The organism is Helicobacter sp. T3_23-1059 (assembly GCF_053654515.1).
This window is the reverse complement of sequence record NZ_JBSIUV010000022.1, coordinates 1-25,672: the sequence shown is the minus strand read 5'-3', so window position 1 is coordinate 25,672 and position 25,672 is coordinate 1. Positions and strand designations below refer to the sequence as shown.

At 39.1% G+C, this 25,672-nt stretch carries 17 protein-coding genes; 12 read left to right on the top strand and 5 right to left on the bottom strand.

What is annotated here, in order from left to right; all coding sequences use genetic code 11:
- Positions 1-49: 49 nt before the first annotated feature.
- From ACWIX0_RS07555 to ACWIX0_RS07545, 3 genes are all read left to right on the top strand, one after another.
- On the top strand, positions 50-5,485 hold the full coding sequence (locus ACWIX0_RS07555) for a S6 family peptidase (RefSeq protein ID WP_454173312.1): 5,436 nt from the start codon (positions 50-52) through the stop codon (positions 5,483-5,485).
- Positions 5,486-6,071: 586 nt separating this feature from the next.
- Positions 6,072-7,589, top strand: a complete 1,518-nt coding sequence (locus ACWIX0_RS07550) for a hypothetical protein (RefSeq protein ID WP_454173351.1) — start codon at positions 6,072-6,074, stop codon at positions 7,587-7,589.
- 488 nt (positions 7,590-8,077) lie between these two features.
- Positions 8,078-8,377 (top strand): hypothetical protein, encoded by a 300-nt coding sequence (locus ACWIX0_RS07545; protein WP_454173310.1) that lies wholly within the window; start codon positions 8,078-8,080, stop codon positions 8,375-8,377.
- 299 nt (positions 8,378-8,676) lie between these two features.
- Here ACWIX0_RS07545 and murB read toward each other — a convergent pair whose 3' ends face one another.
- Positions 8,677-9,729: a UDP-N-acetylmuramate dehydrogenase gene (gene murB / locus ACWIX0_RS07540; RefSeq protein WP_454173308.1), complete on the bottom strand. Its 1,053-nt coding sequence runs from the start codon at positions 9,727-9,729 to the stop codon at positions 8,677-8,679.
- Positions 9,730-9,774: 45 nt separating this feature from the next.
- Positions 9,775-10,041: a flagellar biosynthesis protein FliQ gene (gene fliQ, locus ACWIX0_RS07535; RefSeq protein ID WP_454173306.1), complete on the bottom strand. Its 267-nt coding sequence runs from the start codon at positions 10,039-10,041 to the stop codon at positions 9,775-9,777.
- 159 nt (positions 10,042-10,200) lie between these two features.
- Between fliQ and ACWIX0_RS07530 the strand changes: the two genes are divergently transcribed.
- From ACWIX0_RS07530 to ACWIX0_RS07505, 6 genes are all read left to right on the top strand, one after another.
- Positions 10,201-10,359: a hypothetical protein gene (locus tag ACWIX0_RS07530; RefSeq protein WP_454173305.1), complete on the top strand. Its 159-nt coding sequence runs from the start codon at positions 10,201-10,203 to the stop codon at positions 10,357-10,359.
- 59 nt (positions 10,360-10,418) lie between these two features.
- Positions 10,419-14,048: an acyl-CoA dehydratase activase gene (locus tag ACWIX0_RS07525; protein ID WP_454173303.1), complete on the top strand. Its 3,630-nt coding sequence runs from the start codon at positions 10,419-10,421 to the stop codon at positions 14,046-14,048.
- Positions 14,049-14,127: 79 nt separating this feature from the next.
- Positions 14,128-15,651 (top strand): 2-hydroxyglutaryl-CoA dehydratase, encoded by a 1,524-nt coding sequence (locus tag ACWIX0_RS07520; protein WP_454173302.1) that lies wholly within the window; start codon positions 14,128-14,130, stop codon positions 15,649-15,651.
- Between the two features lie 571 nt (positions 15,652-16,222).
- A complete protein-coding gene (locus ACWIX0_RS07515) occupies positions 16,223-17,758 on the top strand; it encodes a YifB family Mg chelatase-like AAA ATPase (RefSeq protein WP_454173300.1) in 1,536 nt (511 codons plus the stop codon).
- A 61-nt stretch (positions 17,759-17,819) separates the two neighbouring features.
- A complete protein-coding gene (locus tag ACWIX0_RS07510) occupies positions 17,820-18,068 on the top strand; it encodes a hypothetical protein (RefSeq protein WP_454173298.1) in 249 nt (82 codons plus the stop codon).
- Entirely contained in the window at positions 17,992-19,194 is a 1,203-nt protein-coding gene (locus ACWIX0_RS07505) for a hypothetical protein (protein WP_454173296.1), read from the top strand. Before ACWIX0_RS07510 ends, ACWIX0_RS07505 begins: the two co-directional genes overlap by 77 nt.
- Positions 19,195-19,312: 118 nt before the next feature.
- Here ACWIX0_RS07505 and tal read toward each other — a convergent pair whose 3' ends face one another.
- Complete coding sequence (tal, locus tag ACWIX0_RS07500; RefSeq protein ID WP_454173294.1) at positions 19,313-20,428, bottom strand: transaldolase; 1,116 nt, start codon at positions 20,426-20,428, stop codon at positions 19,313-19,315.
- Positions 20,429-20,644: 216 nt separating this feature from the next.
- On the opposite strand from tal, the gene ACWIX0_RS07495 reads away from it, so the two are divergent.
- The 3 genes from ACWIX0_RS07495 (at position 20,645) to exaC (ending at position 24,814) form a co-directional block, all read left to right on the top strand.
- The gene (locus ACWIX0_RS07495; RefSeq protein ID WP_454173292.1) at positions 20,645-21,724 is read left to right on the top strand and encodes a hypothetical protein; all 1,080 of its coding nucleotides are present in this window, start codon (positions 20,645-20,647) and stop codon (positions 21,722-21,724) included.
- Between the two features lie 82 nt (positions 21,725-21,806).
- Positions 21,807-22,940: a molecular chaperone DnaJ gene (dnaJ, locus tag ACWIX0_RS07490; RefSeq protein WP_454173290.1), complete on the top strand. Its 1,134-nt coding sequence runs from the start codon at positions 21,807-21,809 to the stop codon at positions 22,938-22,940.
- Between the two features lie 365 nt (positions 22,941-23,305).
- Positions 23,306-24,814, top strand: coding sequence for an acetaldehyde dehydrogenase ExaC (gene exaC / locus ACWIX0_RS07485; RefSeq protein WP_454173288.1), 1,509 nt, complete (start codon positions 23,306-23,308; stop codon positions 24,812-24,814).
- Between the two features lie 138 nt (positions 24,815-24,952).
- Here exaC and ACWIX0_RS07480 read toward each other — a convergent pair whose 3' ends face one another.
- A complete protein-coding gene (locus tag ACWIX0_RS07480) occupies positions 24,953-25,081 on the bottom strand; it encodes a hypothetical protein (protein ID WP_454173286.1) in 129 nt (42 codons plus the stop codon).
- A 174-nt stretch (positions 25,082-25,255) separates the two neighbouring features.
- Entirely contained in the window at positions 25,256-25,489 is a 234-nt protein-coding gene (locus ACWIX0_RS07475) for a hypothetical protein (protein WP_454173284.1), read from the bottom strand.
- Positions 25,490-25,672: the final 183 nt, after the last annotated feature.

Sequence of the window (25,672 nt, the reverse complement as noted above, 5' to 3'; positions counted from 1 at the left end):
TTTTACATAAAGTGGGGCAAAATCTATGTAGCATTTGCAAAGGAAAAATATGCGAAATATCGTAAATATCGCAGGGTTTGTATATATTTTAGCAGTGTTTATCTCATCTTTTGCAAATGCCCAAAGCATAAATATCAGCAATTTTTACTACCGAGATTTTTTGGATTTTGGGCAAAATAAGGGGCTTTTCAAAGATAGCGAGCAAAATCCAAATGGAGTGCAAATCACGGGCAAAGATGGCACGATACTTACGATTCCACAAGTCCCAAATTTTTCTGCTTCGAGTAATAATGGCAATCTTACAGCAATAGGGCGCGGATTTGTCGTAACGGCAAATCATGTGAGTAGCCCAGAAAATCCAAATAGCAGTGATAACTTTCGCAAATGGGGGCTTAGCACATATACCCTAGCCAAGCAAGACGCGGGTGAAGATACCATACTTAGCGTTTCAAAGCCCTATGGGCGTGATGAAAAATTCCTGCGCTTTGATAAATACATTATCGAGGGGCAAGCAAGTATGCTAGACATCACAAATAGCACCAACACAAGCAATCCTACAAGCACAGCCCAAGAGAGCCAAAACTTAGAAAATTTTAAAAACGCCATTAAGGGATTGGCAGATTCTAATGGCAATGTGTATGTGTATCAAGCAGGTTCAGGCGTCATCACTTTGCGAGGTGGCACTAGCGTGGATATTAGCAGATTAGATAATGGCGAGACAAAGGGCGGTGGCTTTGGGATTTTAAATGTGGATTCTAGCGCGTATTTGGACTTAGTCAAAGGCTATGCAAGCGGAGATTCTCGAGGGATTACCTTTACTTATAGCCCAAGTGGGGATTTTAACAACCGCATAACTTCAGGGGATAGCGGGAGTGGAATCTACGCCTTTGATAAAGCGAATAATAAATGGATTTTGCTAGGCGTAACTTCCCAATCCACCACGACAAATACTGCCTACATAGCCGCCGTGTCAAACAAAGAATTGCTTGATTTTCAAAAAAATTTTGAGCAAAAAATAACCCTAAGCGGTGGCACGCAAAATATTAACGCTCTCAATTTACAACAAAACAAAGACATTATTTTTAGCGGTGGTGGGGCTATCCAAGTCACAAACAATATCAATCGCAATATAAGTGGCTATGCGGGGGGATTTGTGTTTGAGGCTTCAAATGGCGCGAGTAGCACAAATCCCACCAAATACACTTTTAGCAATGCAAATAGCACAAATTATTATTTCAAAGGTTCAGGGCTTGATATAGGACAAAATGTCGAAGTGGAGTGGAATCTGCGAAATGACAAAAATGACGCGCTCCACAAAATCGGGCAAGGCACGCTCATCATCAAAACAAATTACACGCCCGATACAAGTAGGGGCGAAAATCTAGGCTACCTCAAAATCGGCGAGGGCAAAGTCATCTTTGACACGGACAAAAAGGCTTATGATGGCGTGTATATCACAAGCGGGCGAGGCGCGTTAGAATTAAAAAATGGCAAGGCAGAAGCAATCGGTGCGAGCAAAGATTCTAGCGTGGCAGGCACGGCAAGCGGTGCAAATTCCTACACATTATCGCAAAACAAATCTAGCGAAATGGGAATCTACTTTGGCAGTGGCGGAGGGGTGCTTGATTTGGGTGGCAATAGCTTAAAACTCAACACCATTGCAGCAAATGATAGTGGCGCGATTATCACAAATTCCACCAATAGCGCAAAATCCACGCTTGAAATTGAGGGCTTTGGTTATGATTTAAATGGCGAGAAACAAAGCACAAAAGCCGATACGATTATCCACGCAAGCATTGGGGAATCTAGCGCAAATCAAGTCGCAAATATTGATATTATTTATAAAGGCGATAAAAACACGCAAAATACCCGCCCCCAAACCCCATCCGCAGTGGAAGGGGCTTTTTTAATTTTTGATGGGCATATCAATTCAAGTGGCACATTAAACGCGGAAAACGCAAATATCGCACTGCAAGGGCACGCCACCACGCACGCGACAATAAGCGATGCAAAAATCCGCGAGCAAATCAAAAACGCCGAAGCAGGCACGCGTAAGGCAATGCCTGAGTATATGGATTTAAGCAAGCCCTCCACGGTTAGCCAGCCTGATTGGGATAATCGCTCCTTTACATTCTCAAATGGAATCGAACTAAAAAACGCAAATCTCACACTTGGGCGCAATGCGAGTTTGCAAAGCGATATTAGCGCGGATTCTACCTCTAGCATTACTTTTGGCGGTGGCGTGAAGCATTTTATCGACAACAAAGACGGCGCAAATATCAATGGCGGTGGCTTTGGGTATTATCAAAAAGTGGAGAGCGGGAATTTAAATTTAGAACAACAAACAATCGCAAATCAAACCATACATTACAAAGGCAAAATCACCGCAAATGGCGGGAGCATTCAATCAAGCATTTGGGATTTTAACGCAAGTTTGGATTTGAAAAATAATGCAAAGTTAGAAGCGGAATATTTGACTTTGAAAAGCAGTGATTCTGTGAGATTACAAAGCGGAGCGAGCGCAATCGTGCAAAATCTAAAACTACAAAGTCTAAATGAAAATGATTTAAACAAGATTTTTGATAGCAATGTAACAAACAATGCAAAACTAAAAGTAGCCCAAAAATTTATCTTTGATAGCGTGGGGAGTTTGGATTTAGCCACGCTAGATTCTAGCCATATTGACATAGCACAACATTATGACATTGAAGCGACAAAATCTAGCATCACAGGCACAAATCAAAATCTAATTGCAAATATTTCGTTATTTGATAGCGCGACTTTGAGTGCGCAAAATCTCACGCTAAAAGACACAAACGCCAATGCAATAAATCCTAGCACAAATCCAAACGCGATAAAAAATCTTGTATATTTGGATTCTAGTCAAAATAATGTCTCACAAAATCCTACAAAACTCACATTAAGCGAGAATCTAAAAGCACAAGATTTGCAAAAAGCTAGCGTGATTTTGTGGGGCAAAAGTGAGATTAGCACGCCAAAAATCGAGTTTAGCAACATAAAAGAGGGCATTTTATTGCTTGATAGCGAAGCAAAACTCACCAATGCAAATAATCAAAATACAAATACCGAAATAAAAAGCAATGATTCTGCGCTAAATATTTTTCTAAGCGGGGATAAAAACTTTGACTTAAATGCAAGCGGTGCAAACTCTCAAATCACGCTAAATACGATTCCTAGCGATTTTACCCCCGCACCTAGTAATAAACCTAGCGAAAATATGCCAAGTGCAAACTTTAGCGGCAAAATCAGCGCGAGTGATTTTAGCGTGGTTGATACCACCGCGCTAAAATCTATCACCGCAACCGTGGAGCTAAGCGGGAGTGCAAATCTCACAGCGCGAAATATCACGCTCGATTCTACGCATAACGCTATCAACTTACAAGGCAATTCTACGCTTAGCGCGGACACAATCAATGCAAAAAATCTAAGCGATTTAACGCTAACCCTCGCAGATAGCGCAAGCGAGAATGTAAAAAATTTCATCTTTGAAGGTGGGGAAAATCACATTACTACAAATCTAACAGGCAATCTTATCGGCACAAATATCACGCTAAAAAACACCGCGCTTAAAGCAACGAATTTGCTTTTTAAAAACAAGCAAGAAGCCGCGCTTATGCTTGACAAAGATTCTAAAATAAAAGCTAGCAATCTAAAAATCGATAACACAAATCTTTGGCTAAATCTTGCAGATTCTGCGAAAAATATGGAAAATTTGCAAAATATCACCTTGCAAAACGGGGCAAATCTGCATATTAAAGAATGGGATTTTAGCAATAGCACAGCGTTTCAAGGCGTGGATAACTCACGCGTGATATTTGATAGCCTAACTTATACGCAAAATCCTACCTCTACGCAAAATCCCACAAATGCACCCAAAATCTTTAACGCAAGCACAACCATAAATAGCACATTATCTCTAAGCAATGTCGGTGCAAATACCACAGATAACAACACGCGCTTTGAGACACTAAGATTTAGCGATAATCTTAGCTTTAGCGAGCATTCCAAAATCAACATAACGCTTGATTCTAGCGTGAAAAAGGGCGATAGTAGCATAACGCTTGATAAATGCTACACGATTTTAAGTGCTGGAAGCGTGAGCGATAATCGTGCGGATAAACGCATAGATTTTCACTTTGGCAATGGGATTAGCGAAGTTGAAAAACTCTACATTGTAAGCAAATTTGATAATAACGCCCTTGTGGTGAAATTTTTAGAATCTAATCCGCGAAGTTTTAGCGAGCTAAGCAAACATATCTCAAAGGCACATACTCAAACCCTAAAAGCACTAATTGAGCATAATCCAAATGATGAAAATATCGACATTGCCGCACGCACAGAATCCTACTCCAAGCTAGAATCAACCCTATCAAACTACAAAACCACAATGCAAGAAATCACTAGACAAAATAGCTCTCAACATATTGCTTCGGTGTTGCAAAATAGCCAAATGAGCGCGCAAATGCGGATTATGCAGGTGCGACTTGCGAGCAATCAAAATCCCACACAACATTTTGCACAAAATCCTATAATGCAAAAAATCGCCACCGCCTCTTTGCTCGCCTCAAAATCTACCAAAAAATCACACGCAAAATCTTACAGCGCGATAAATTCTACGCAAAGTGATTTTGCAAATCCTATCGATGAGCTAGAATCTAGCCTATTTCTAGGCGGAATCAAAAAACAAAACAAAGCAACAAAACTAAATCCCTACCCAAATAGCGCGTGGGCTAGCGCACTAGGTGGCTATGCTGGCTCTTTGGGGCTAAATCTAGCATTTTATGGCGCAAGTGTGGGCTATGATAGGCTGATAAATAATACGATTTTAGGCGTAATGGCTAGCTTTGGTGGCTCGGTGCTACTGCAAAAAAGCGCGAAGCAAAATGGCATCATCACGAGCGGTGGCATATATCTACACACAAAATTTTCTAAAAGCGAATTTGAATCAAACTTATCATTTGCCTACAACTCGCTAGAATCTAGCGCATTTGGGGACAATCTAAAAAGCTCGACATTTGGGGGATTGTGGAGCAATTATTATAAATACAATATTTTACTACTAAATGAACATATATTAAAACCTGTGATTGTCGCAAAACTAGGGCTTAGTAAGGCTAGCGATTGGGCTGGTGAGGAGTTTCAAGGGAATGGGTTTGGCGATATTTTTGGGCATATCGGTGCTGGGCTAGAATATGTAATGTTTAGCAAAAATGGATTTTACACGCTAGGTTTTAACGGGGTGCAAAAAATCCACTCTCAAAAAAATGCGCAAATTAGCTTTGCAAAATCTAGCACAATGCTAGATTTTATCATCAATAACAACGCCTTTGAAGCGCAAGGGTTTTTTATCGGCACGCATAGTTTAAACGAAAAAATGACAATCCAATACGGAATCTATCTAAATGGCGATACACGCGGATATTATGGCACAAAAGGAAGCGTGGCTTTTAAATATTGCTTTTAAGATTTTTTTCGCAAAATAGTTTTAGTCTTTGTTAAATTTTTGACTTTGATAAAAACTAAGTATCCAAACCCCCTTTCCATCGAGAAAAATTTTTACCTTTAGTCCCCTTTGCGGAGAGGATTAAAGGAAGGGCTTTATCATTGCTAACATTACATTTTTGAAGCAATGCGTGGCAATCCATAAAGCCCCCTCCCTTAGCACGAGGGGGCTAAGGGCGTGGGTATCTTGTCATTGCGAGCGGATTTTGTATAAAATCCGCGTGGCAATCTAAAATGCAAAATAGACAAAACAGATTGCCACGAGATTTTGTGGAATTTTAGCGAATTAGTAAAATAACAAACTCACAATAACAAAACAAGTATATTTTGTCATATTTTAGCGAAGTGAAGTATGACAAGATTTCACACATTTATGTCGTATGACAAACCTAGCTCAACCCAAAATAAAAATGCGTTTTTCACAAGATTCTATTGCTTTTAAGCTAATTTTAAGTAGGGGGGGGTAAAATCGATTTTTATTTTATCGCAAGGGAGCGAATATGTGCAAAGTATTAAAATATGCCATAATGGCGTTATGTGTGTTTGGTATGAGTGGCTGTGGTGATAATGTAGAAAGCAACGAAAAAAATATCGGACAAAAGGCTAAAAAAGCATTAGAAAAGCTGTGTGATGAGGGCGCAGCTACAGCGTGCTTAAAGTTTGCTAAATTTTATGAAAGCAAACAAGATGAGCAAAAAGCATTGGAATATTATGAAAAGGCTTGCGATGGCAAGTCAGACACCACAGGAAGTGATTTTCGCCATTTGACCCATACAGATTTTGAAGATAGATATAGTGGAGATATTGGCAGTTCTTGTCTAAAGATAGCTGACATATATGCCAAAAAACTGGAGGGTGATAAAGCTTTGTTGTATTATACGAAAGCTTGTGAAAGAGATAATGCATGTTCTGATAAACTAGCAGAATTAAACCTATCAGCATATTTAGAATCAAGAGGCAAGGCCTGTATGTCGCTAGATAAAACAAGTGCTTGTGATTTTAGAGAAGATGAACATATTAGGCAAAGTATTAGAGAAAGTATTCAAAAAAAATATAACGATAAATACTATGACGCCACACAGGAAGAAACAGAAATGGTGGAAGAAATGATTGAACAATATTGCAACAATGGCGTTAGTGCAGCTTGTCGAAACCTGTATAATCACTATGCAATGGTTGGTAGGGGTGGTAGAACAGAAAGAACAGGTTCAATGATTCACTATGCTAAGCGTATTTGTGAAATTGATATAAAAGCTTGTGGTGGAGTAATAGGTGAGGACATACAAACACGCGGTGCAGCTGATACTAACGACACATTTGCTTCTGAATTGTATCCCATAGCCGAAAAATTTTGCTTAGGCGGAAGCACTGACACTAGATTTTGTTATTTTCTATATATTGGTTATAACGCATATCACAAGCCCAATTCAGATGAAACTATCGCAAATGCAGAAAAACTAAAAATAATAAACGCACAAATGGAAAATCTATGCAAAACCAACAAATCCAACTATGAATGTGAAAAATGGTATAAAACACAAAGTGAAAATAAAAACCAAGAAGAATTAGCGCGACTCTGTGAAAATGGCAATGGACAATCGTGTAGTTTGTTAGGAGTTATGTATGAAAAAAAACTAGATGGCAAACAAGCAATAGCCTACTATAAGAAAGGGTGTGAAAATGATTGGGGATGTGGCGCAGTATGGAATGCACAAAAAGACGAGAAAGTAAGAGAAAAAGAGATAATTCCATTTTTTAAAAAATTATGCGAAAATGGCAATAATAGTGCATGCAATAAGCTAGGAGACATTTACTTAGATTTAAATGATATTAAGCAATCAATGGCTTTTTATGCAAAAGGAGGAGCGAGTCTCCAAGTTTTTTATGACATTTTATCTTCAGATAAAGACAAAGAAGCATATTGGCTAGGCTACCATAGGGGCGACTCCAAAAAGGCTAGAGAATCTCTAAACAAAGTAATACGGACAAAAAATGAAATCAGAAGCGAACTTTTAAAACTTTGCCAAACACAAGGTAGCCATTGTTATTCTATTGCAAACGATTGAGCAAAATAGGGTCGTTTAGATTTGTATATGTGCGGTTTAAACCTAGCGATAATTCTTGAGAAAATAAGTAAATAAAAGGACTTAATTTGACAAATAGTGAAAAAGAATACCAAGAATTTCGCTAGTTTTTGTAATAGTTGTGAGGATACAAAAAAAAGAAAAACAATCAAAATATACATTTCTAATGAAGGGCTATGTGGCAGAAGTATCCCGATATCTAGGGCAGACTTTAAAAAAGCACGAGATATTGCAAACCAAAGCAATACAAAGCCAAACAAAACTGATAATGCCAACAATACAAAGCTCACAAATCCACCGCCAAACAATAAGTAGTTGCGTGTTTGTATGATGATTTTTGATTTGCTTTAATCGCTTATTATTCGCGCAAATTCACACTCAATCTATCATTGCAAATGCGATTCGCATAAAATCCGCGTTATTGATTAGATTTTGTCAAATGTGCGTTTTTAGCATTTTGTAGCGATAGATTGCCACTCACTGCGTTCGCTCGCAATGATAGCAATACAAATTCTTGCAATGACAGAATTTCCCCCTCCCTTAGCACGAGGGGGTTTGGGGGTGGGTATCTTGTCAGACTGAGTTTTTCGCAAGAAAACGAAGTATCTCAAGCCTTTTTTGTCATACTTAAGCATAAGCGAAGTAACTCAAAGCGTAGATTCTTTAGAAAATCTAAAAATGCAAACAGAAATATTTCGCGCTTACGCGCTCAATATGACAACAAAAGAGATGCTTTGGCTTCTACGAAAAAACTCAATATGACAAAGTAAATTTCGTCATTGCGAAAAATATGCGACTTTGTAAAAAGTAGCGTTTGCGTGGTAGTCTATCTTTTTTAAAAAATTTCATTAAGCAAAAAAGCAGATTTTGAGTTTTTTTAGATACTTCACTTTCTTGCGAAATATCGGTATGACAAAAAACATCAGCATAACAAAAATATAAATTATCGCAATGTTTGCAACTTTTAACAAAGTTTTTAACAAAATAGAAAAATCTAGCAATAACAAAGTTTTTATAAGGTTTTATAAGATTTTGGTTTTTGTGAAATATAAAATCTTAAAATCTAATGCTATTTAATAATCTGCACTTCAGGGATTAGCGTAATGTCAAATTGTCGTTTCACAAGGCATTTGGCGCGCTCTATCATATCTATGGCATCTTCAAAACTTGCGCGATTTGGCGTAGCAAAATCGCGTTTTGCAATGGGGCTTTGTGCCACAAAATCGCTTCTTAAAAAACCATTTTTTGCGTCATCGATTTTGCAATTTTTTGCGGATATATTTACCAAAAAATTTGCGTGAATATCGCTAAACCCAACCCCGTTTTTGACTACCCCTTTTAGCCCCACAGCTTCTATTAGTCTCCCCGCATAATCCCCGCTAGGATTTTTAAAGCAACTCCCACAGCTTGGCTCTTTTGGGTGAGTTTTTCTCATCTGCTTAAATTGTGCTAAAAGAGCAGAATCAAAGCCATTTTTTAGAGAAAATCTAGCCGCACTTATTATGCCATCTATATCGCTTGTGCGATACTCTAGGGCAAAATCCCGCCTCCATTTTCCATTTATGCAGGCTTCTATGAGTGTGTCTTTTATCTCATATTGTTTCATTCCTGCGTTCATTTTGACTAGCCCGCCCACACTTCCGGGCAACGCACTCAAAAACTCCAACCCTCCCAAATTATGCTCTTTGCAAAATCTAAACAAACTAGATGAACTCGTTTTTGCGCCCACTTCGATAGTGTTTTTAGAATCTTTAGATTTTGTAATATAATCAAATTCGTTTGATAGCAAGACTAGATTTTTAGCATTTGGGGATATGAGTAGATTATAACCATTGCCTATGCAAGTATAGGGCTTTTTGCTAGTTTTTTTTGTCGGTGTTATTTGCGTTGTTTGTGTTAGGTTTGTCGCTAAATCTAGCAAGTCTAGCCTACATTTTGTAGCCCGCATTGTATCTTGCATACATTCGTGTGTCAATTTGCGCTCACAAAGTCTATCCCACACCTTGCTAGATTCTAGCGCGTAAAAAAATTTTTCATCATTTTTTTCTAGCACCCACACAGGCAGGGCAGAGCCGATTTTTAGGCTTGTGTAGCGAGAAAAATCAATGATTTTTAGATACATTTATTTATCATTTTTGCTAAGGATTTTATGTCTTGCTAGCAAAATCTAGCCGATAAATTTAGGGATTAACTTAATAATATTTGTCGTGTAATCACTTAGCATATTTAGCATCCAAGGCATTGTAAGCACAATCACAGCGATAACACCTAAGATTTTGGGGACAAAAGATAGCGTCATTTCATTTATTTGCGTGGTGGCTTGAAAAATGCTGATTAAAAGCCCGATTACAAGTCCTGTGGCAAGGATTGGCAGGGATATAAGAAGCGTGATTTTATAAGTTTCAATGGCTAAAGCAACAAGCTGTCCTTCCATTTTTTTTTGTCCTTTTATAGATTTTGTTTTTACACATTTGCTTTTTGATTGCTTTATGTTGCTTAGTTTAGATTTTGTGATTATACAAAACAAAAGACAAGACAAAAACAAAGCCTTTTAGATTTTTTGCATTTTTGGGCGATTTTGGCATTTTAGGCAATGTCGCTAAAAAATGGCGAGACAAATTGCATAATCAACAAAATATCCACGCAAAATTATTACACGATTTTTGCTCGATTTTGCTACAATGTCGCACTATCTTTGCCGATTGTAAAAAGCTACTTAATACAAATAAAATACGCAAATAAAAACAGCTAAAATCCCAAAATCTGCTACACAAAAATTTATGCAAAATCTTAAATCTAGGAGTAAGAAAAATGCTACAAAAGGGGCAAAAACACTTGCATTGCGCCAATGTGGATTCTAGCAAGCTAGAATCGCTAGATTTTGCAACCACAAGTAATAATCCTACAACCTCCAAAATCCATATAAAATCTACAAATCCTACAAATCCTAATGCGCCCTTGCCACCATTATTTTTAGGCATAGATGTCGGCTCTACTACGGCAAAAATCACTCTTTTAGACGGAGATAAAATCATCGCCCAAAAATATGAGCGACATTACTCAAAAGTGCGACAAAAAGCCATAGAAATCATAGAAAACTTACGCGAGATAATCGGGGAGCGAGTCCTAAAAGTCGCCCTAAGTGGCTCAAGCGGATTTGGTATAGCTAAAGCTGTTGGCATAGATTTTATCCAAGAAGTATTTGCTACTGCGCAAGCGGTAAAGTTTTTAGAGCCAGATACAGACGCAGTTATTGAGCTAGGCGGAGAAGATGCTAAAATCTTGTTTTTAAGCGGGGGGAGTGAGGAACGAATGAATGGCTCTTGTGCGGGTGGGACAGGTGCTTTTATCGATCAGATGGTAACTTTGCTTGCCATAAGTCCGCAAGAATTTGATGAGATTTCACTGCAATCTAGCAAAATCTATCCTGTGGCAAGTCGCTGTGGAGTGTTTGCCAAAACCGATGTCCAGCCCCTGCTAAATCAAGGCGTTAAAAAAGCAGATATTGCTGCTAGCATATTTCAAGCAGTGGTAAATCAAACCATAGGCGGACTAGCGCAAGGACGCAAAATCACAGGCAAAGTGCTATTTTTGGGCGGTCCATTATTTTTTTACAAAGGTTTGCAAGAGAGGTTTGCCAAAACCCTGCAAGAGCAGTATGAAAAAGATTGCAAAAAACATACGCAAGATTTGAAGCAAGATGCTAAAACAGATTCTACTCAAACAGATTCTAAAGAATTTTCTACAATCCATACAAAAAAAACAAAAAAAGATTCTACGCAAGATTTTTGCAATGATATAGTAAAACCTTTTAGCGCGGTTTTCCCTAGCTTTGCTCAATACGCCGTAAGCATAGGCGTAGCTAGGTGCGCTATGGAAGTAGAAAAAACATTTTCGTGTCAAAGCCTGCTAGATAAACTCGAACAATCCAAAAGCACCACTTCGCGCAATAAATATCTAAAGCCACTTTTTGAAAACAAAGATGAGCTAGATGAATTTATCGCTAGACATAACAAAGCTAGCCTAAAGATACTTGATATTGATGAAGAGTTCGTAGCAAATAATCACTCCCCCATAGAATGCTATCTTGGCATAGATTGTGGTAGCACCACGACTAAAATCATTTTGCTAGATAAATCTTGCAACATACTTTATCAATACTACAACTCAAATGAGGGTAACCCTGCAAGCGTGATTTGCGCGCAACTAAAGCATATTTACAAGCATTATGGAGCGCAGATTTGTATCAGGGGAAGCGCAGTTACAGGCTATGGAGAAGAGCTTATAAAATCTGGTTTTAATCTAGATGCAGGCATAGTAGAGACGATGGCGCATTTGCAAGCGGCGCAATTTTTTAACCCAAAGGTAGATTTTATCATCGACATTGGCGGGCAAGATATGAAATGCTTTTATATCCGCAATGGCACAATCGATAGCATAATGCTAAATGAAGCCTGCTCAAGTGGCTGTGGAAGTTTCATAGAGACTTTCGCTCGCTCTATGGGGTATGGCGTGAGTGATTTTGCATCTCTTGGGCTAAAATCAAAACACCCCGTAGAACTTGGCTCTCGCTGCACGGTATTTATGAATAGCTCGGTAAAAGAAGCCCAAAAAGAGGGAGCAAGCATAGAAGACATTAGTGCTGGGCTGTCTATGAGCGTGGTAAAAAATGCGATTTATAAAGTAATCCGCGCTAGAGATGCAAATGATTTGGGGCAGCAAATAGTCGTGCAAGGAGGGACATTTCTAAACAACGCGGTTTTAAGAAGCTTTGAAAAAGAAATAGGACGAAATGTGGTTCGTCCGCAAATAAGCGGACTTATGGGGGCATTTGGCGCGGCTTTGTATGCCAAAGGTTTGGATTTAGAGAAATCTAGCATTTTAGATGAGGGCGATTTGGAGCATTTTACCCATAGTGCTAGTGCGACAAACTGCAAAATCTGTGGAAATAATTGTCATCTAACGATAAATAAATTTAGCGATAGCAATGGTGGACGCAAGTTTATCTCTGGCAATCGCTGTGAAAAGCCACTAGGCATAAAAAAACAAAGCACCCTCCCAAATATGTATGAATACAAACTAAGTAAATTAAAAGATTTAATCACTTATAGATTCTATGAAAACCCAAGTCAAAATCCTAAAATCTATAAAGGCAAAATCGGTATCCCGCTAGGGCTAAATATGTATGAAAACTTGCCATTTTGGCACAAACTCTTTAGCGAGCTAGGATTTGAAGTAGTGGTTTCGCCCATTAGCTCGCATAGCACTTATGGCAAAGGACAATACTCAATCCCTAGCGATACCGTGTGCTACCCTGCTAAGCTAATGCACGGACATATCGAAGACTTGCTAGAGCAAGGTGTAGAGGCAATCTTTTATCCCTGTATGAGCAAATCATTTCAAGCGAGTCAAAACAACGCAGATTCTAGCACAAAAAGCTATAACTGCCCTGTGGTGGCATATTACCCCGAGCTGCTAGCAAACAATGTCGATAGACTAAAAGAAGTGCGGTTTTATTATCCGTATTTTGGTTTGCATAAAAAAGATAATTTCTACCGAAAATCTAGCCGATTTTTTGGCGAGCTTTTTAGTGATTTTGCAAACGCAAAAGAATCTAAAAAAGGCTTTAAATCCGCGCTAAAGCGCACACTAAAATCCACCATAAAAACCACGACTAAATTTCTATGGCTAAAAGATTTTACGCAAAAAGAGCTAAAATCTGCCCTAGATACTGCCTATACATTTCGCGAGGAATGGCTAGCAGATATTAAATCTAAGGGCGAGCAGATTTTAGAGATGATAAAAACACAAAATCTAAAAGCTATCGTGCTTTGCGGACGCCCATACCACATAGACCCGCAGATAAATCACGGCATAGATAAACTCATAAATTCTCTTGGGCTTGTCGTGCTAAGCGAAGATAGCATAGCCCATCTAGCGCAAGCCACAAATCTACAAATCCTAAATCAATGGAGCTACCATTCTAGGCTTTATAATGCCGCGCAATTTGTATGCGAAAATGCAAACATTGAGCTAGTGCAACTTGTTAGCTTTGGGTGTGGGATTGATTCTATCACTACTGATGAAGTGCGAGAGATTTTGGAATCAAAAGGTAGATTTTACACGCAACTAAAAATCGATGAAATCAGCAACCTAGGCGCAGTCAAAATTCGTATCCGCTCTCTTATCGCTGCTATGGAGATTAAGCACAAAACAACTGCTAGTAAAAAACCTAGCATAGAATCTAAAGAAAAATTTAGCCAAGATAGGCAATCTAGCACAAAGACGCAAAATGAGATTTGGCTAGCAAAGCCCGCTTTTAGCGACAAAATAGATATAGTTGGTAGCAAATCAATCATCTTTCGCCAAAAAGCAGATTTAGCATTTCCCTCTGTTTTAGCAAAGACAAAAGAGCAAAGCAAAGCAAGAGAAAACGCTTAAAGTGCATAAAGCTAGCAAAAACAACGCAAAATCTAGCTAAGATTTTTTTACACAAACATTTAGCAAAGGAGTAGCCACAATGAAACAAAGCATATCTAAAAATCTAACAAATCCATTTCCAAGCCCAAAAACCCTACTAGATTCTCTACCGCTAGATTCTCTCCCCTTAGATTCTATATCGCTAGATTCCCTGCCAAATCCCAAAAACGCCCTTAAAAAATTCCAAGATTTAAGCCATAGCCTACCGCAAAAACTACCAAACATAAAACGATGGAGCGAGCAACAATCTCTGCAAAACCAAAATCCAAACCCAAAAAATGTGCGTGAAAATATCAAAGTCCCTTTTAGCAAAGAGATGAAAAAAACGCACACGATTTTAGTGCCGATGATGCTCCCTATACATTTTCGATTTTTGGTGAATATTTTGCATTTGCACGGGTATAAAGCCGAGCTTTTGCATAATGATGGCAAAGGCGTAGTCGATGAGGGTTTGCGAAATGTCCATAATGATACTTGCTACCCTGCATTGCTTGTCATCGGACAGATGATAGACGCGCTAAAAAGTGGCAAATACGACTTAGAAAAAGTCGCGCTTCTCATCACGCAAACAGGCGGTGGTTGTCGGGCTAGCAACTATATCCATCTTTTGCGAAAAGCACTGATAAAGGCTGGTTTTGGAGCTATTCCTGTGATTTCTCTAAACTTTAGCGGGCTAGAGAGTGGGCAGGGTTTTAGCGTTACAAGGCAAATGCTAAAGCATTTTACAAATGCGATGATTTATGGGGATTTGCTAATGTGCGTGGCAAACCAATGCAAGCCCTATGAGGTAAATAAAGGCGACACAGAAAAAATGGTAAGCAAGTGGATAGAGCGCGTAACAAAATTAGATTTTGCCTCTAAGGCTAGCAAGATAAAAAGCGGGCTTACAAATTATAAAATCTTAAAGCGCGATATGAAAGAGATTTTGCAAGATTTTGCTAGCATAGAGCAAAAGCGCGTGCAAAAAGTAAAAGTCGGCATCGTAGGCGAAATCTATATCAAATTTTCCCCACTAGGCAACAATAATTTGGAAGACTTTTTACTAGAAGAAAACTGCGAAGTGGTTGTCCCGGGATTTTTAGATTTTGGGCTTTATTGCATAAATGATAGGCTTGTGGAAAATAGATTTTATGGTGATAAATTTAGCACAAAAATCATCTATCAAATGGTGTATTGGTATTTTTTGAAGCGACAAAAAGATATGATAAAAGCGATAAAAAGAAATGGAGTTTTTCGCGCCCCTACGAGCTTTTCTCACACCAAAACCCTAGCAAATGGCTATGTCTCTCAAGGAATGAGTATGGGAGAGGGCTGGCTACTCACTGCCGAAATGCTAGAGCTACTTGAACAAGGGGTAAATAATATCATCTGCACGCAGCCCTTTGGCTGTCTGCCAAACCATATCGTAGGACGCGGTATGCTAAAGCTAATCAAACAGCGCAACCCACAAAGCAATATCATATCCATAGACTACGACCCAAGCGCAACAAAAGTCAATCAAGAAAACCGCATAAAACTAATGCTATCAAACGCCAAAAAAGAGCTAGCACAACAACCTGTATGACAAGAAATTTTACAATTACAGATTTACCCCCTCCAATTGCGAAGTCGCAAACCTCTTATTCCCCCCTCCTTTGCTGGGTGGGCTAGTGGATGGGACATCTTTAGAAGTATCCAAATCACCCGCTTCCTTAAAAAGCCAAAACATACAAAATCAAGAAAAAGCAGATTTTAGCGTTGCAAGTCTTGCAAATGCAAAAATCTAAATAGATTCTCGCGCAAAATCTAACAATTTTTTGAAAGAAACTGCGCTTTGCTTGTTTTGCGTTCAATGAAGCCCCACATAAAGATTGCCTCCACAAAAAATAAGGTTTTTCAAAGCAAATGCCACCTTAAACCACTTCAAATAAATTCTAAAAGAGGTTTCTTTCACTGCATTTAAAAAAAGCATAATTTCGATATAATACCCAACTTAAAAAATAAGACTTGTATAAAATCTTGACACAAAATGCTAAAAAATCAACCGCTTAATAGCTGTTTTAAGTTGGATTAAACCCAAAAAATAATCCGCTTAAATTGCTTTTTGTCTCAAAAAAAGCCTCAAATCAAAATCTTAAAAAGGTAAATTTTAGTCAATGGTAAATAAAATCCTATGTGCCACGCGAAATGGCATTGGTGGCGAGATAGTCGAAGTGCAAGCCACTTTTGTGCGCGCATTGCCCGCCTTTGTCATCACAGGGCTTGCAAACAACGCCATACAAGAAAGCAAGCAAAGAATCCAATCCGCCCTAAATCATATCGATTTCACATTTCCCCCGCTAAAAATCGCTGTGCATTTATCCCCTGCGGATATTGCCAAATCTGGCAGTCATTTTGACTTGCCCATAGCGCTGCTTATCGCCCTGCAAAAGCAAGGAATCAATGCGCTAGATGAAGAGCAAAAATGGTTTGCCTTTGGGGAGCTAGGACTTGATGGGGCGATTCGCCATAGTGAGAGTATCTATCCGCTACTTTTAGAGATTTCCCTGCGCTATCCACACGCCAAAGTCATCGTCCCAAAAGAAGGGGAAAATCTCTTTTGTCATATCCCAAATCTTCATCTTTTTTATGCCTCCTCGCTAAAACAGGCTTTAGAGATAATGCAAGATTTGGAGGCAAAATCCACCCTAGCACCACTGCCACAAAAAAGCCTAGATTTTGCTTCGCTAAATATAAATGGAATGGATTTTTACTACGCGCAGGATTTTGAAAACGATTTTAGCGAAGTGAGAGGACAAGAAATCGCCAAAAGAGCCGCTCTAATCGCTGCAAGCGGAATGCACAATATCATCTTAGAGGGTTCTCCAGGCTGTGGTAAAAGTATGATAGCAAAGCGAATGCGCTATATTTTGCCACCTATGGAGTTAAGCCAAATTTTGCAATGTGTCCAGCTCCAAACCCTAAGCGGGCAAAAAGCAAACTACTCGCCCCTGCGTCCCTTTCGCAATCCACACCAAAGTGCCTCAAAATCCTCCATCTTAGGTTCAGCTACTCAAAGCGAAGCAAAACCCGGTGAAATCGCCCTAGCACATAATGGAATCTTATTTTTTGATGAGTTGCCTCATTTTGCAAAAGAAGTGCTAGAAGCGTTGAGAGAACCGCTAGAAAATAATGAGCTAGTCATCTCGCGCGTGCATAGCAAAATCGCTTATCCCACTTCGTTTCTTTTTGTCGGTGCGCAAAACCCCTGCCCCTGCGGGAATCTACTAAGCCTAAGCAAAGAGTGTCGCTGCTCTCAAAAAGAAATCGCCTCATACAAAGCAAGGCTTAGTGAGCCGTTTTTGGATAGAATCGATATATTTATCCAAATGCAAGAAAATGAGCAAAATGCAAAGCCAAGTATTAGCTCAAAAACTATGCAAGAAGCCGTGTTTAGCGCATTTTCAATGCAAATAAAACGCGGGCAAAAACACCTAAATGGCAAGCTAAATGAAAAAGAAATAGAAGAATTTTGCATACTTGATGAAGCAAGCCAAACGCTACTTTTGCAAGCCTCGCAGAGATTTAGCCTATCTCATAGAAGTATCCAAAAGCTAAAAAAACTATCCCGCACCATAGCGGATTTAGAGGGCAAAGATTTGATTACAAAATCGCATTTGCTAGAAGCGTTAAGCTATCGCCGTATGGGATAAATTATTGGATAAATATTGGTTAGATAAAATGTGCTATGATTAGCGATTTTTAAGCGGATTTTTGCGAGATAGATTTTATACGCGCTTTACGCCACGCACCAAATCTAGCAAAATCAATATTTATTCGCCACAAAATCTAGCTTGCAAAATTTTGATAAATTTTACTTTGATTAAAATTTTGCAAGATTTTTTTAACAAAACCTACTTAAAACCACTCTTTAAGGAGAATCTAAATGCTACTTCACTTCACGCCACGCACACGCCACGCAAATCACGCAACCACACAAAATCAAAATCCTTTTTTTTCTAAAAAGATTTTATTTACATTGTTAGCTTTATGTTGCTGTATGGCTATGTTTCTCACAGGCTGTGCGGACAAACCAAAATCCAAACAACTAAGAAAACACCTAATCCCAGACGCACAATCTGCCCAAACATCGCAAGCCCAACAAGATAGCGAAGTCCTAGAATACGACTATGAACAAAACTTCAAAAAAAGCAAAAAAAGCGCGTTTAGAGTCGCGCTATTTATCCCAAAGCAACTTGTGGGGCGGTATTCGGTAAATATTTCAAACACGATTTTAGCCTACCTCATCGCTAGGGGCATAGATTATGAATTTGAAATGTTTGATTGTATCGATGAAAACCCTCGCAATCTAAAAACTCATTACAATCGCATATCAGATTTTCATCTAGTCATCGCCATACTTAGCCAGCAAGGCGTAGAAAATCTAATCGATAGCGTGCGCATCTCTTACCCCACATACATACCCACGATAAACAAAGAGCGCATCTCTAAAAGCACACCTAGAAATCTGTATTTTGGCGGGATTAGCTACAAAGAACAGCTTGAAATGTTACTTCCCCTTATGCAAGATGCGCGTATCGTAGAATACGGCGATGATAGCCAAATTGGCTCATATCTTACAAGCCTTTTTAGCTCATATCATCTAAACCCTTTGCGACAGCGCACTATCAATAATCAAGACGCTTCAAATTTTACCAAAATCCTCCCCCAAGAGTCCGCTTATTTTGCAGGGGCAAATCTTTTGCTAAACACCTCTGCGTCTAAAAGCGGGCTTTTGCTATCTCAAATCCGCTATTCTACGCGCACGCCTAAGCGATTTTTATCCACGCAAGTAAATTTTAATCCCACGATTTTACAGCTTAGCACCCCGCAAAGCAGAAAAAACTTTTTTGTGGTAAATGCCATAGGAAATAGCGACACACGGCTAAATGAATACGCTACATTGCTAAATAGCGACTTGCAGTATGATTGGGTAAGCTATGCGACTTGTATCGGTGTGGAGTTTGGATTATCGCTATATGAGCGCGGGTTTAAGCGATATTTTGAAGAGCAAATCCAATCAAATCAAGTGCAGTATAAAAACAAAATCTTTACGACAAATGATAGCGCGTTTATACCCGCGCAATAACGCCCAAGACACTCTAAAGAATTAACAAAAGATTTTAGATTCTTTGCTAGAAATATTTTGCAAAAAAAAAAAAAGATTTTTAAGCAAATATTTCACATAAAAGATTTTAGCTAGATTCTCACTCTAGCCCTTTTAGCATTTGACAAAACGCTTCTTTAAAAGCCTGCAAGCCATTTGCTAAAAGCGTATTTTGGATTTGGTTTAGGCTTTTGCCACCTAGATTTAGCTTAGCGATAAAATCTAGCGCATTTTGTTTGGCATTTTGTTTTAAAAGTGGCGAAAAAATCCCCTTGCACCCTCCGACTTTGTTAGCACATTCCCAAAACGCCTCAATCGTGCTTAGCGGCGCAGTATTTACACTATGAGGTGCTAGCAGATTGGTAATGTAATAATCTTTGTTAAGCCCATCTAGCTTTACGCCTGTGGAGGCAAAAAGCGTGCGAATGTGCGGATTGCCCACCTCCTCTATCTCGCCATAGCAGGCAAACGCATTTAGCACACCAAGTGCTGGGCAGGGCAAGTTTTTTGTCAAATTTGCAGAATTTGCCAAATTTGCAGAATCTAAAAAATCTAGCTCTTTTACAAACGATTCTACAAAGCAAGATTTTATCGCTCTTGCCTGTGTGCTTGTATCCACCACGCTATCAAAGCGCGAGACAAACACGCTTATAACCCCGCGAGAATCCCCGCGTAGATTTTTATCTAGCACACGCACACACTCCCTAGCCTGCTCTTTACTAAAAATAAGCGTAGCGTTGATATGGATTCCCGCTTTTGCTAGCTCGCCCATTATGGCATATCCTGCTTGCGTGGCAGGGACTTTTATCATCACATTTTCTTTTGCGATTGCCTCATATAGTCGCCTCCCCTCACTCACACTAGCTTTGATGTCATCACATAGCAGAGGATCGATCTCAATGCTGATAAGCCCACAATTTTTATCTGCCCTATACAAAGGCTCTAGCTTGTCTGCTGCAAGCGCAATATCAGCGATGGCTAACTCTTCATATTTTTCTTTCGCGCTTTTTCCTTTTAGATTTTTTAGCGCAGTTTTATACGCACTAGAATTGCCAATCGCGCTAGCAAAAATGCTAGGATTGCTAGTAGCCCCTACAAATTTGCCCTGCGATAAAAGCGCGCTAAAATCACGCTCCAAAAACTCCCGCTCGATAAAATCACACCACAAACTAAAATCTTTTATTCCCTCTTGATTGCTAGTTATCTCAATGCCCATTTTGATTCTCCTTACTTTGTTGATTTTGTTTTTGTGCCTTGTTTCACACGCTTTTTAAAATCTTTTACGCATTTTATCACGCGCTTTATTTTCATAATTTTCGTGTTTTTTGCGCTTTTTTATGTGGATTTTGTAAATAATATTTTGCTAAAATCCCACAAGTTTTTACGCAAACATTTTAACAAAAGATTACAAAATTCGACATTAAGGAATTTAATGCTTTTATCATTTTTTATTACCAAACCTACCTTAAAATCCCCCGTTCTTATCGCTTGTTTAGCGTTTTTTATGTCATTGCCCCTGTCAAGCATCGCACAAAATCTAGCTCAAAACCAAAATCCATTGCAAAATCCACTCTCAAAGCCCACCCAAACAAAAGCACTAGATTCCTTACAACCCCAAAAAACAAATCTAACCCCAAATCCATTTAAAGATTTTGGCGAGATAGATTCTAGCATATTGCAATCTTACTCCACTTTTACGCCCCGATACAACACGCGATTTGACACCAAGCACAATCTAAATCTAAACGCATTTGGCGGGCAAATAAACATAGATTCTACCCAAAATCAATACAAAAACCAAAACCACATAAACCAAACCTATGGCGGGCTAAACCTTAGCTATGATAATTTAATCGAGCGATACGGGGTAGGAGCATTTATAAGCTATGTGTATAATGACGCCACAAGCAAAAGCGCACGCCTTGCAAAAGCACACACGGGAATCGTTGGGGCATATTTAGATTTTTTTATCGATTCTCATCATATCAAAGCGCGTCTTGCCCAAAGTTTTAACTTTTTGGATTTTGATTCTATCAAGGGCATAATTTCAAGCACGACTAATTTTGAAGCGTCTTATGGCTTTGTTTTTCCGCTAAAAACAAAAGGCAGCTTTATCGAGCCTTTTTCAAAATTTAGCATTGCTAGTCTTTTTAACATTGAAAAAAAAGACTTAGATTTGTCAAACTACGCTTTGCATTCGCACATTGAGCTAGGAGCGCATTTTAGGCAGTTTATCGGCAATGAAAACGCGTATTTTTACATTACGCCTAGCTTTGTCCAAACCATTGGCATAGACAAAAAAGACCCGCTTTTGCGCGTGATAAATATCAATGAATACGGGCAAGCACAAATAATGATGAATGATAACCTCTATCGTAGCTATGGCTTACTTTTAGTAGGGATAGATTTTAAGTTGCGCCATAGCGTTAGGCTATTTTTGCAAGCAAATGGCAAAATCGCGCAAAATCTATATTCTTATGGCGGAAATCTAGGGCTAAATATCGCATTTTAGATTTTTGCTAGATTTTAGGCTTTTTAGGCAAGTCTTTATGGCTAAAAATTTAGGATAGATTTTAACAACAACAGGAGCATAAATGGAAAGTTTTGATTATTATGAGATTTTAGAGATCGAACGCACAGGGGATAAAGAAGTCATCAAAAAAGCATATCGCAAAATGGCTTTAAAATATCACCCCGATAGAAATCCAAACGACAAATCAGCTGAAGAAAAATTTAAACAAATAAATGAAGCCTATGAAGTGCTAAGCGATGATAACAAACGCGCAATCTATGACAAATACGGCAAAGACGGGCTAGAGCAGCAAGGTTTTGGATTTAGCGGGACAGATTTTAGCTCGATTTTTGATGATTTAGGAAGTATTTTTGGACAGGCGTTTGGATTTGGCACAGGCGGTGGCAGGGGGCAAAGGAGCGATGAAAAATATAGCGCGGATTTTATCGAGCGACTTGATTTGAGTTTCAAAGAAGCGGTTTTTGGGTGCAAGAAAAAAGTCTCTACGCATTATAAAAAATCCTGCAAAGCGTGCAATGGTAGCGGTAGCGAGGGTGGCAAAAAGGAGCAATGCAAAGAGTGCGGAGGCAGGGGGCAGATTTTCACTCGGCACGGCATTATGGCATTTGGACAGACTTGCCATAGGTGCAAAGGCACAGGAGCTGTCATCACAAACCCTTGCAAATCCTGCAATGGCGAGGGATACAGCATAGAAAAACAAGAATTTGACATAGATGTGCCTGCGGGAGTAGATGATGAGATGAGGCTTCGTGCTAGCGGCAAGGGCAATGAGCTAAAAAATGGGCGCAGGGGGGATTTGTATCTAATGATATATGTCAAAGAAGATGAGCATTTTTTGCGACACGGAAGCGACATATACATAGAAGTGCCTGTGTTTTTTACCCAAATCATTTTAGGTGCAAAAATCCCTATCCCATCTTTAAGCGGGAAAAATCTAGAGCTAAATATCCCACCAAATACCAAGGATAAAGAGCGGTTTGTCTTTGCAAATGAGGGAATCAAAGAGGTAAATTCCTCCCACAAAGGCAGGCTAATCGCCCAAGTGAAAATCACCTACCCCACTTCGCTAAATGCCGAGCAAAAAGAGCTAGCACAAAAGCTACATTCTAGCTTTGGCGTAGATGGCGAGCCTTATAGCAATGTATTTGAAGAAACACTGCATAAAATCAAAGGCTGGTTTAGCGACAAAAAATAGCTAGATTTTGCATAATTTTGCATAATAAAATCTAGCTACTTAGTTTTTTGAAAAACAAAAAAAGCCAAAATCTACAACGCCTTTATTCTCATTTTTTCCGCATTATAAGTATCATTTTATGCGGGTTTTTGGGAATCATCACGCACCAAAATCCCTGCCAAAACCATAACGCAACTTTTTGTAACAAACCACAAAAATTTTTCCATATTTTTTTGCTATGATTATAAAATCATTTATCATTAGAGAGTTATATTGCATTAACTAGGTTTTAGAAAATTTGACTCTTTAAAGCAATATATCAAAAACAAAATTGCCAAAAAGCAAAATCTATTTCCTAGAAAATCTACTTAAAAAGGAGGCTCTAAATGAGCAAATACAAAACCATTGCAAATGTCTTTGACAAGCAATATGAAAACTATATCGGTGGCAAATGGGTACCCCCTGTGGATGGACAATATGTCGAAAACAAAACGCCAATCTCTGGCGAAGTGCTATGCAAAGTGCCTCTCTCAAGCGATAAAGATATACAAAACGCGCTTGATGCCGCACACAAAGCAAAAGACAAATGGGCAAACACAAGCCCACAAGAACGCGCTAGAATCCTCCTAAAAATCGCCGATAGAATCGAGGAAAATTTAGAGCTAATCGCGCACGCAGAGACTTGGGATAATGGCAAGCCAATCCGCGAAACACTAAACGCGGATATTCCTTTGGCAGCTGATCATTTTCGCTACTTTGCAGGTGCATTAAGGGCGCAAGAGGGCGCGATAAGCGAGATTGACAAAGATACTATCGCTTATCATTTTCACGAGCCATTAGGGGTTGTGGGGCAGATTATCCCTTGGAATTTCCCTATTTTGATGGCAGCGTGGAAGCTAGCCCCTGCGCTTGCGGCGGGGAATTGCATTGTTATCAAACCTGCTAGCCCCACACCTGCTAGTATTTTGGTGCTATTTAGCGTGATTGGGGATTTGCTCCCTGATGGCGTGGTAAATATCATCAACGGAAGTGGTGGCAAAATAGGCAAGACGCTCGCCACAAGCCCCAAAATCTCAAAAATCGCTTTCACAGGCTCTACAAGCGTGGGACGGCAAATAATGCAATTTGCCACAGAAAATATTATCCCCTCGACTTTGGAGCTAGGAGGCAAATCGCCAAATATTTTCTTTGAAGATATTGCGGATTTTGAAGATGAATATTTTGACAAGGCGATAGAAGGACTTGTGCTATTTGCTTTCAATCAAGGCGAAGTCTGCACCTGCCCATCTCGCGCGCTCGTAAGCGAAAAAATCTATGATAAATTTATACAAAAAGTGCTAAAACGCGTAGAAGCGATAAAACTAGGCAATCCTCTAGACCCAGAAACAATGATGGGAGCGCAAGTCGATGAAAATCAAATAAAAACGATTCTAAACTACATAGACATCGGCAAAAAAGAGGGCGCAGAGTGCCTAATCGGTGGCGAGAGAGACAATCGCGGTGGCGAGCTAGCAAATGGCTGCTACATAAAACCTACGATTTTCAAAGGACATAACAAAATGAGAATCTTTCAAGAAGAAATCTTTGGTCCCGTGCTAGCCCTCACAACCTTTAAAGACGACAAAGAAGCACTAGAAATCGCAAATGACACGATTTATGGGCTTGGCAGTGGCGTATGGACAAGGGATATAAACCGCGCATATCGCTTTGGACGAGGCATACAAGCAGGACGGGTATGGACAAACTGCTACCACGCATACCCCGCACACGCAGCCTTTGGAGGCTACAAACAAAGCGGAATCGGACGCGAAACACACAAAATGGTGCTAGAGCACTATCAGCAAACCAAAAACCTACTTGTAAGCTATGGCATCAATAAACTAGGATTTTTCTAGGAACGAATTTTTGCTTCATATCCTTACTCCATAGCCTTGATTTATGGCTTTGCTTGCGCTATGCTAGGGAATCTTTTTAAAATTCCCTAGCGATTTTTATTTGACTTTTATTTGGGCTTTTATCGGACTTAGTTTTCGTTAAAAAAACGAAGTATCCAAAATCTTAAATTTTGTAAATAGCGCGATTTTGCAACATAATGCGTTTTTGTCAAATAATTTTGATACTTCGCTTAATTTGTTGCTTAGTATGACAATAACTGTTGTCATCGAAAGATTTTGTGATTTTTTATAAAAACGCAAAATCGTGGCAATCCAAATATGCTTTGTCATTGCGAGCGGATTTTGACAAGCTAAAAACCCGCGTGGCACAAGCCCACAGCTACAAAGTCGCACTTTAGCGCGCAAGCGAGTAAGCAAAGCTATGTAAGCAAAATCTATAATCTATAATAAAAAAGCATAGATTCCCACGCAAAATCTAACGATTTTTCTAAAGAAACTGCGCTTTGCTTGTTTTGCTCGCAATGACGGCGTTATTTCTCCATTCCTTGAAAGAGTGGCAATGCTTCTTAAAGCCCACTCCCTTAGCACGAGGGTTTTTGCTTTGGCTAAGGATTTGCAATCTGTTGGGTGGGTAGATTTTGCGCTCGTAAAAATTTCATTATTAGATTTTTGCAAAATGTTTCACATTTTTTTACATTCTTTGTTGCATTTCTTACATTTTTTTACTTTTTTTCTCTCATTTTTTTTCTTGCATTTTTTTTTTTTTCATTTGTTTGCCGTTTTTTTTTTTTTTTTTTAAAACTTAGAAATCTAAATCTTAGGTTTTTTGAAAAAGACAAAAAAGGAGACAAAATGTCA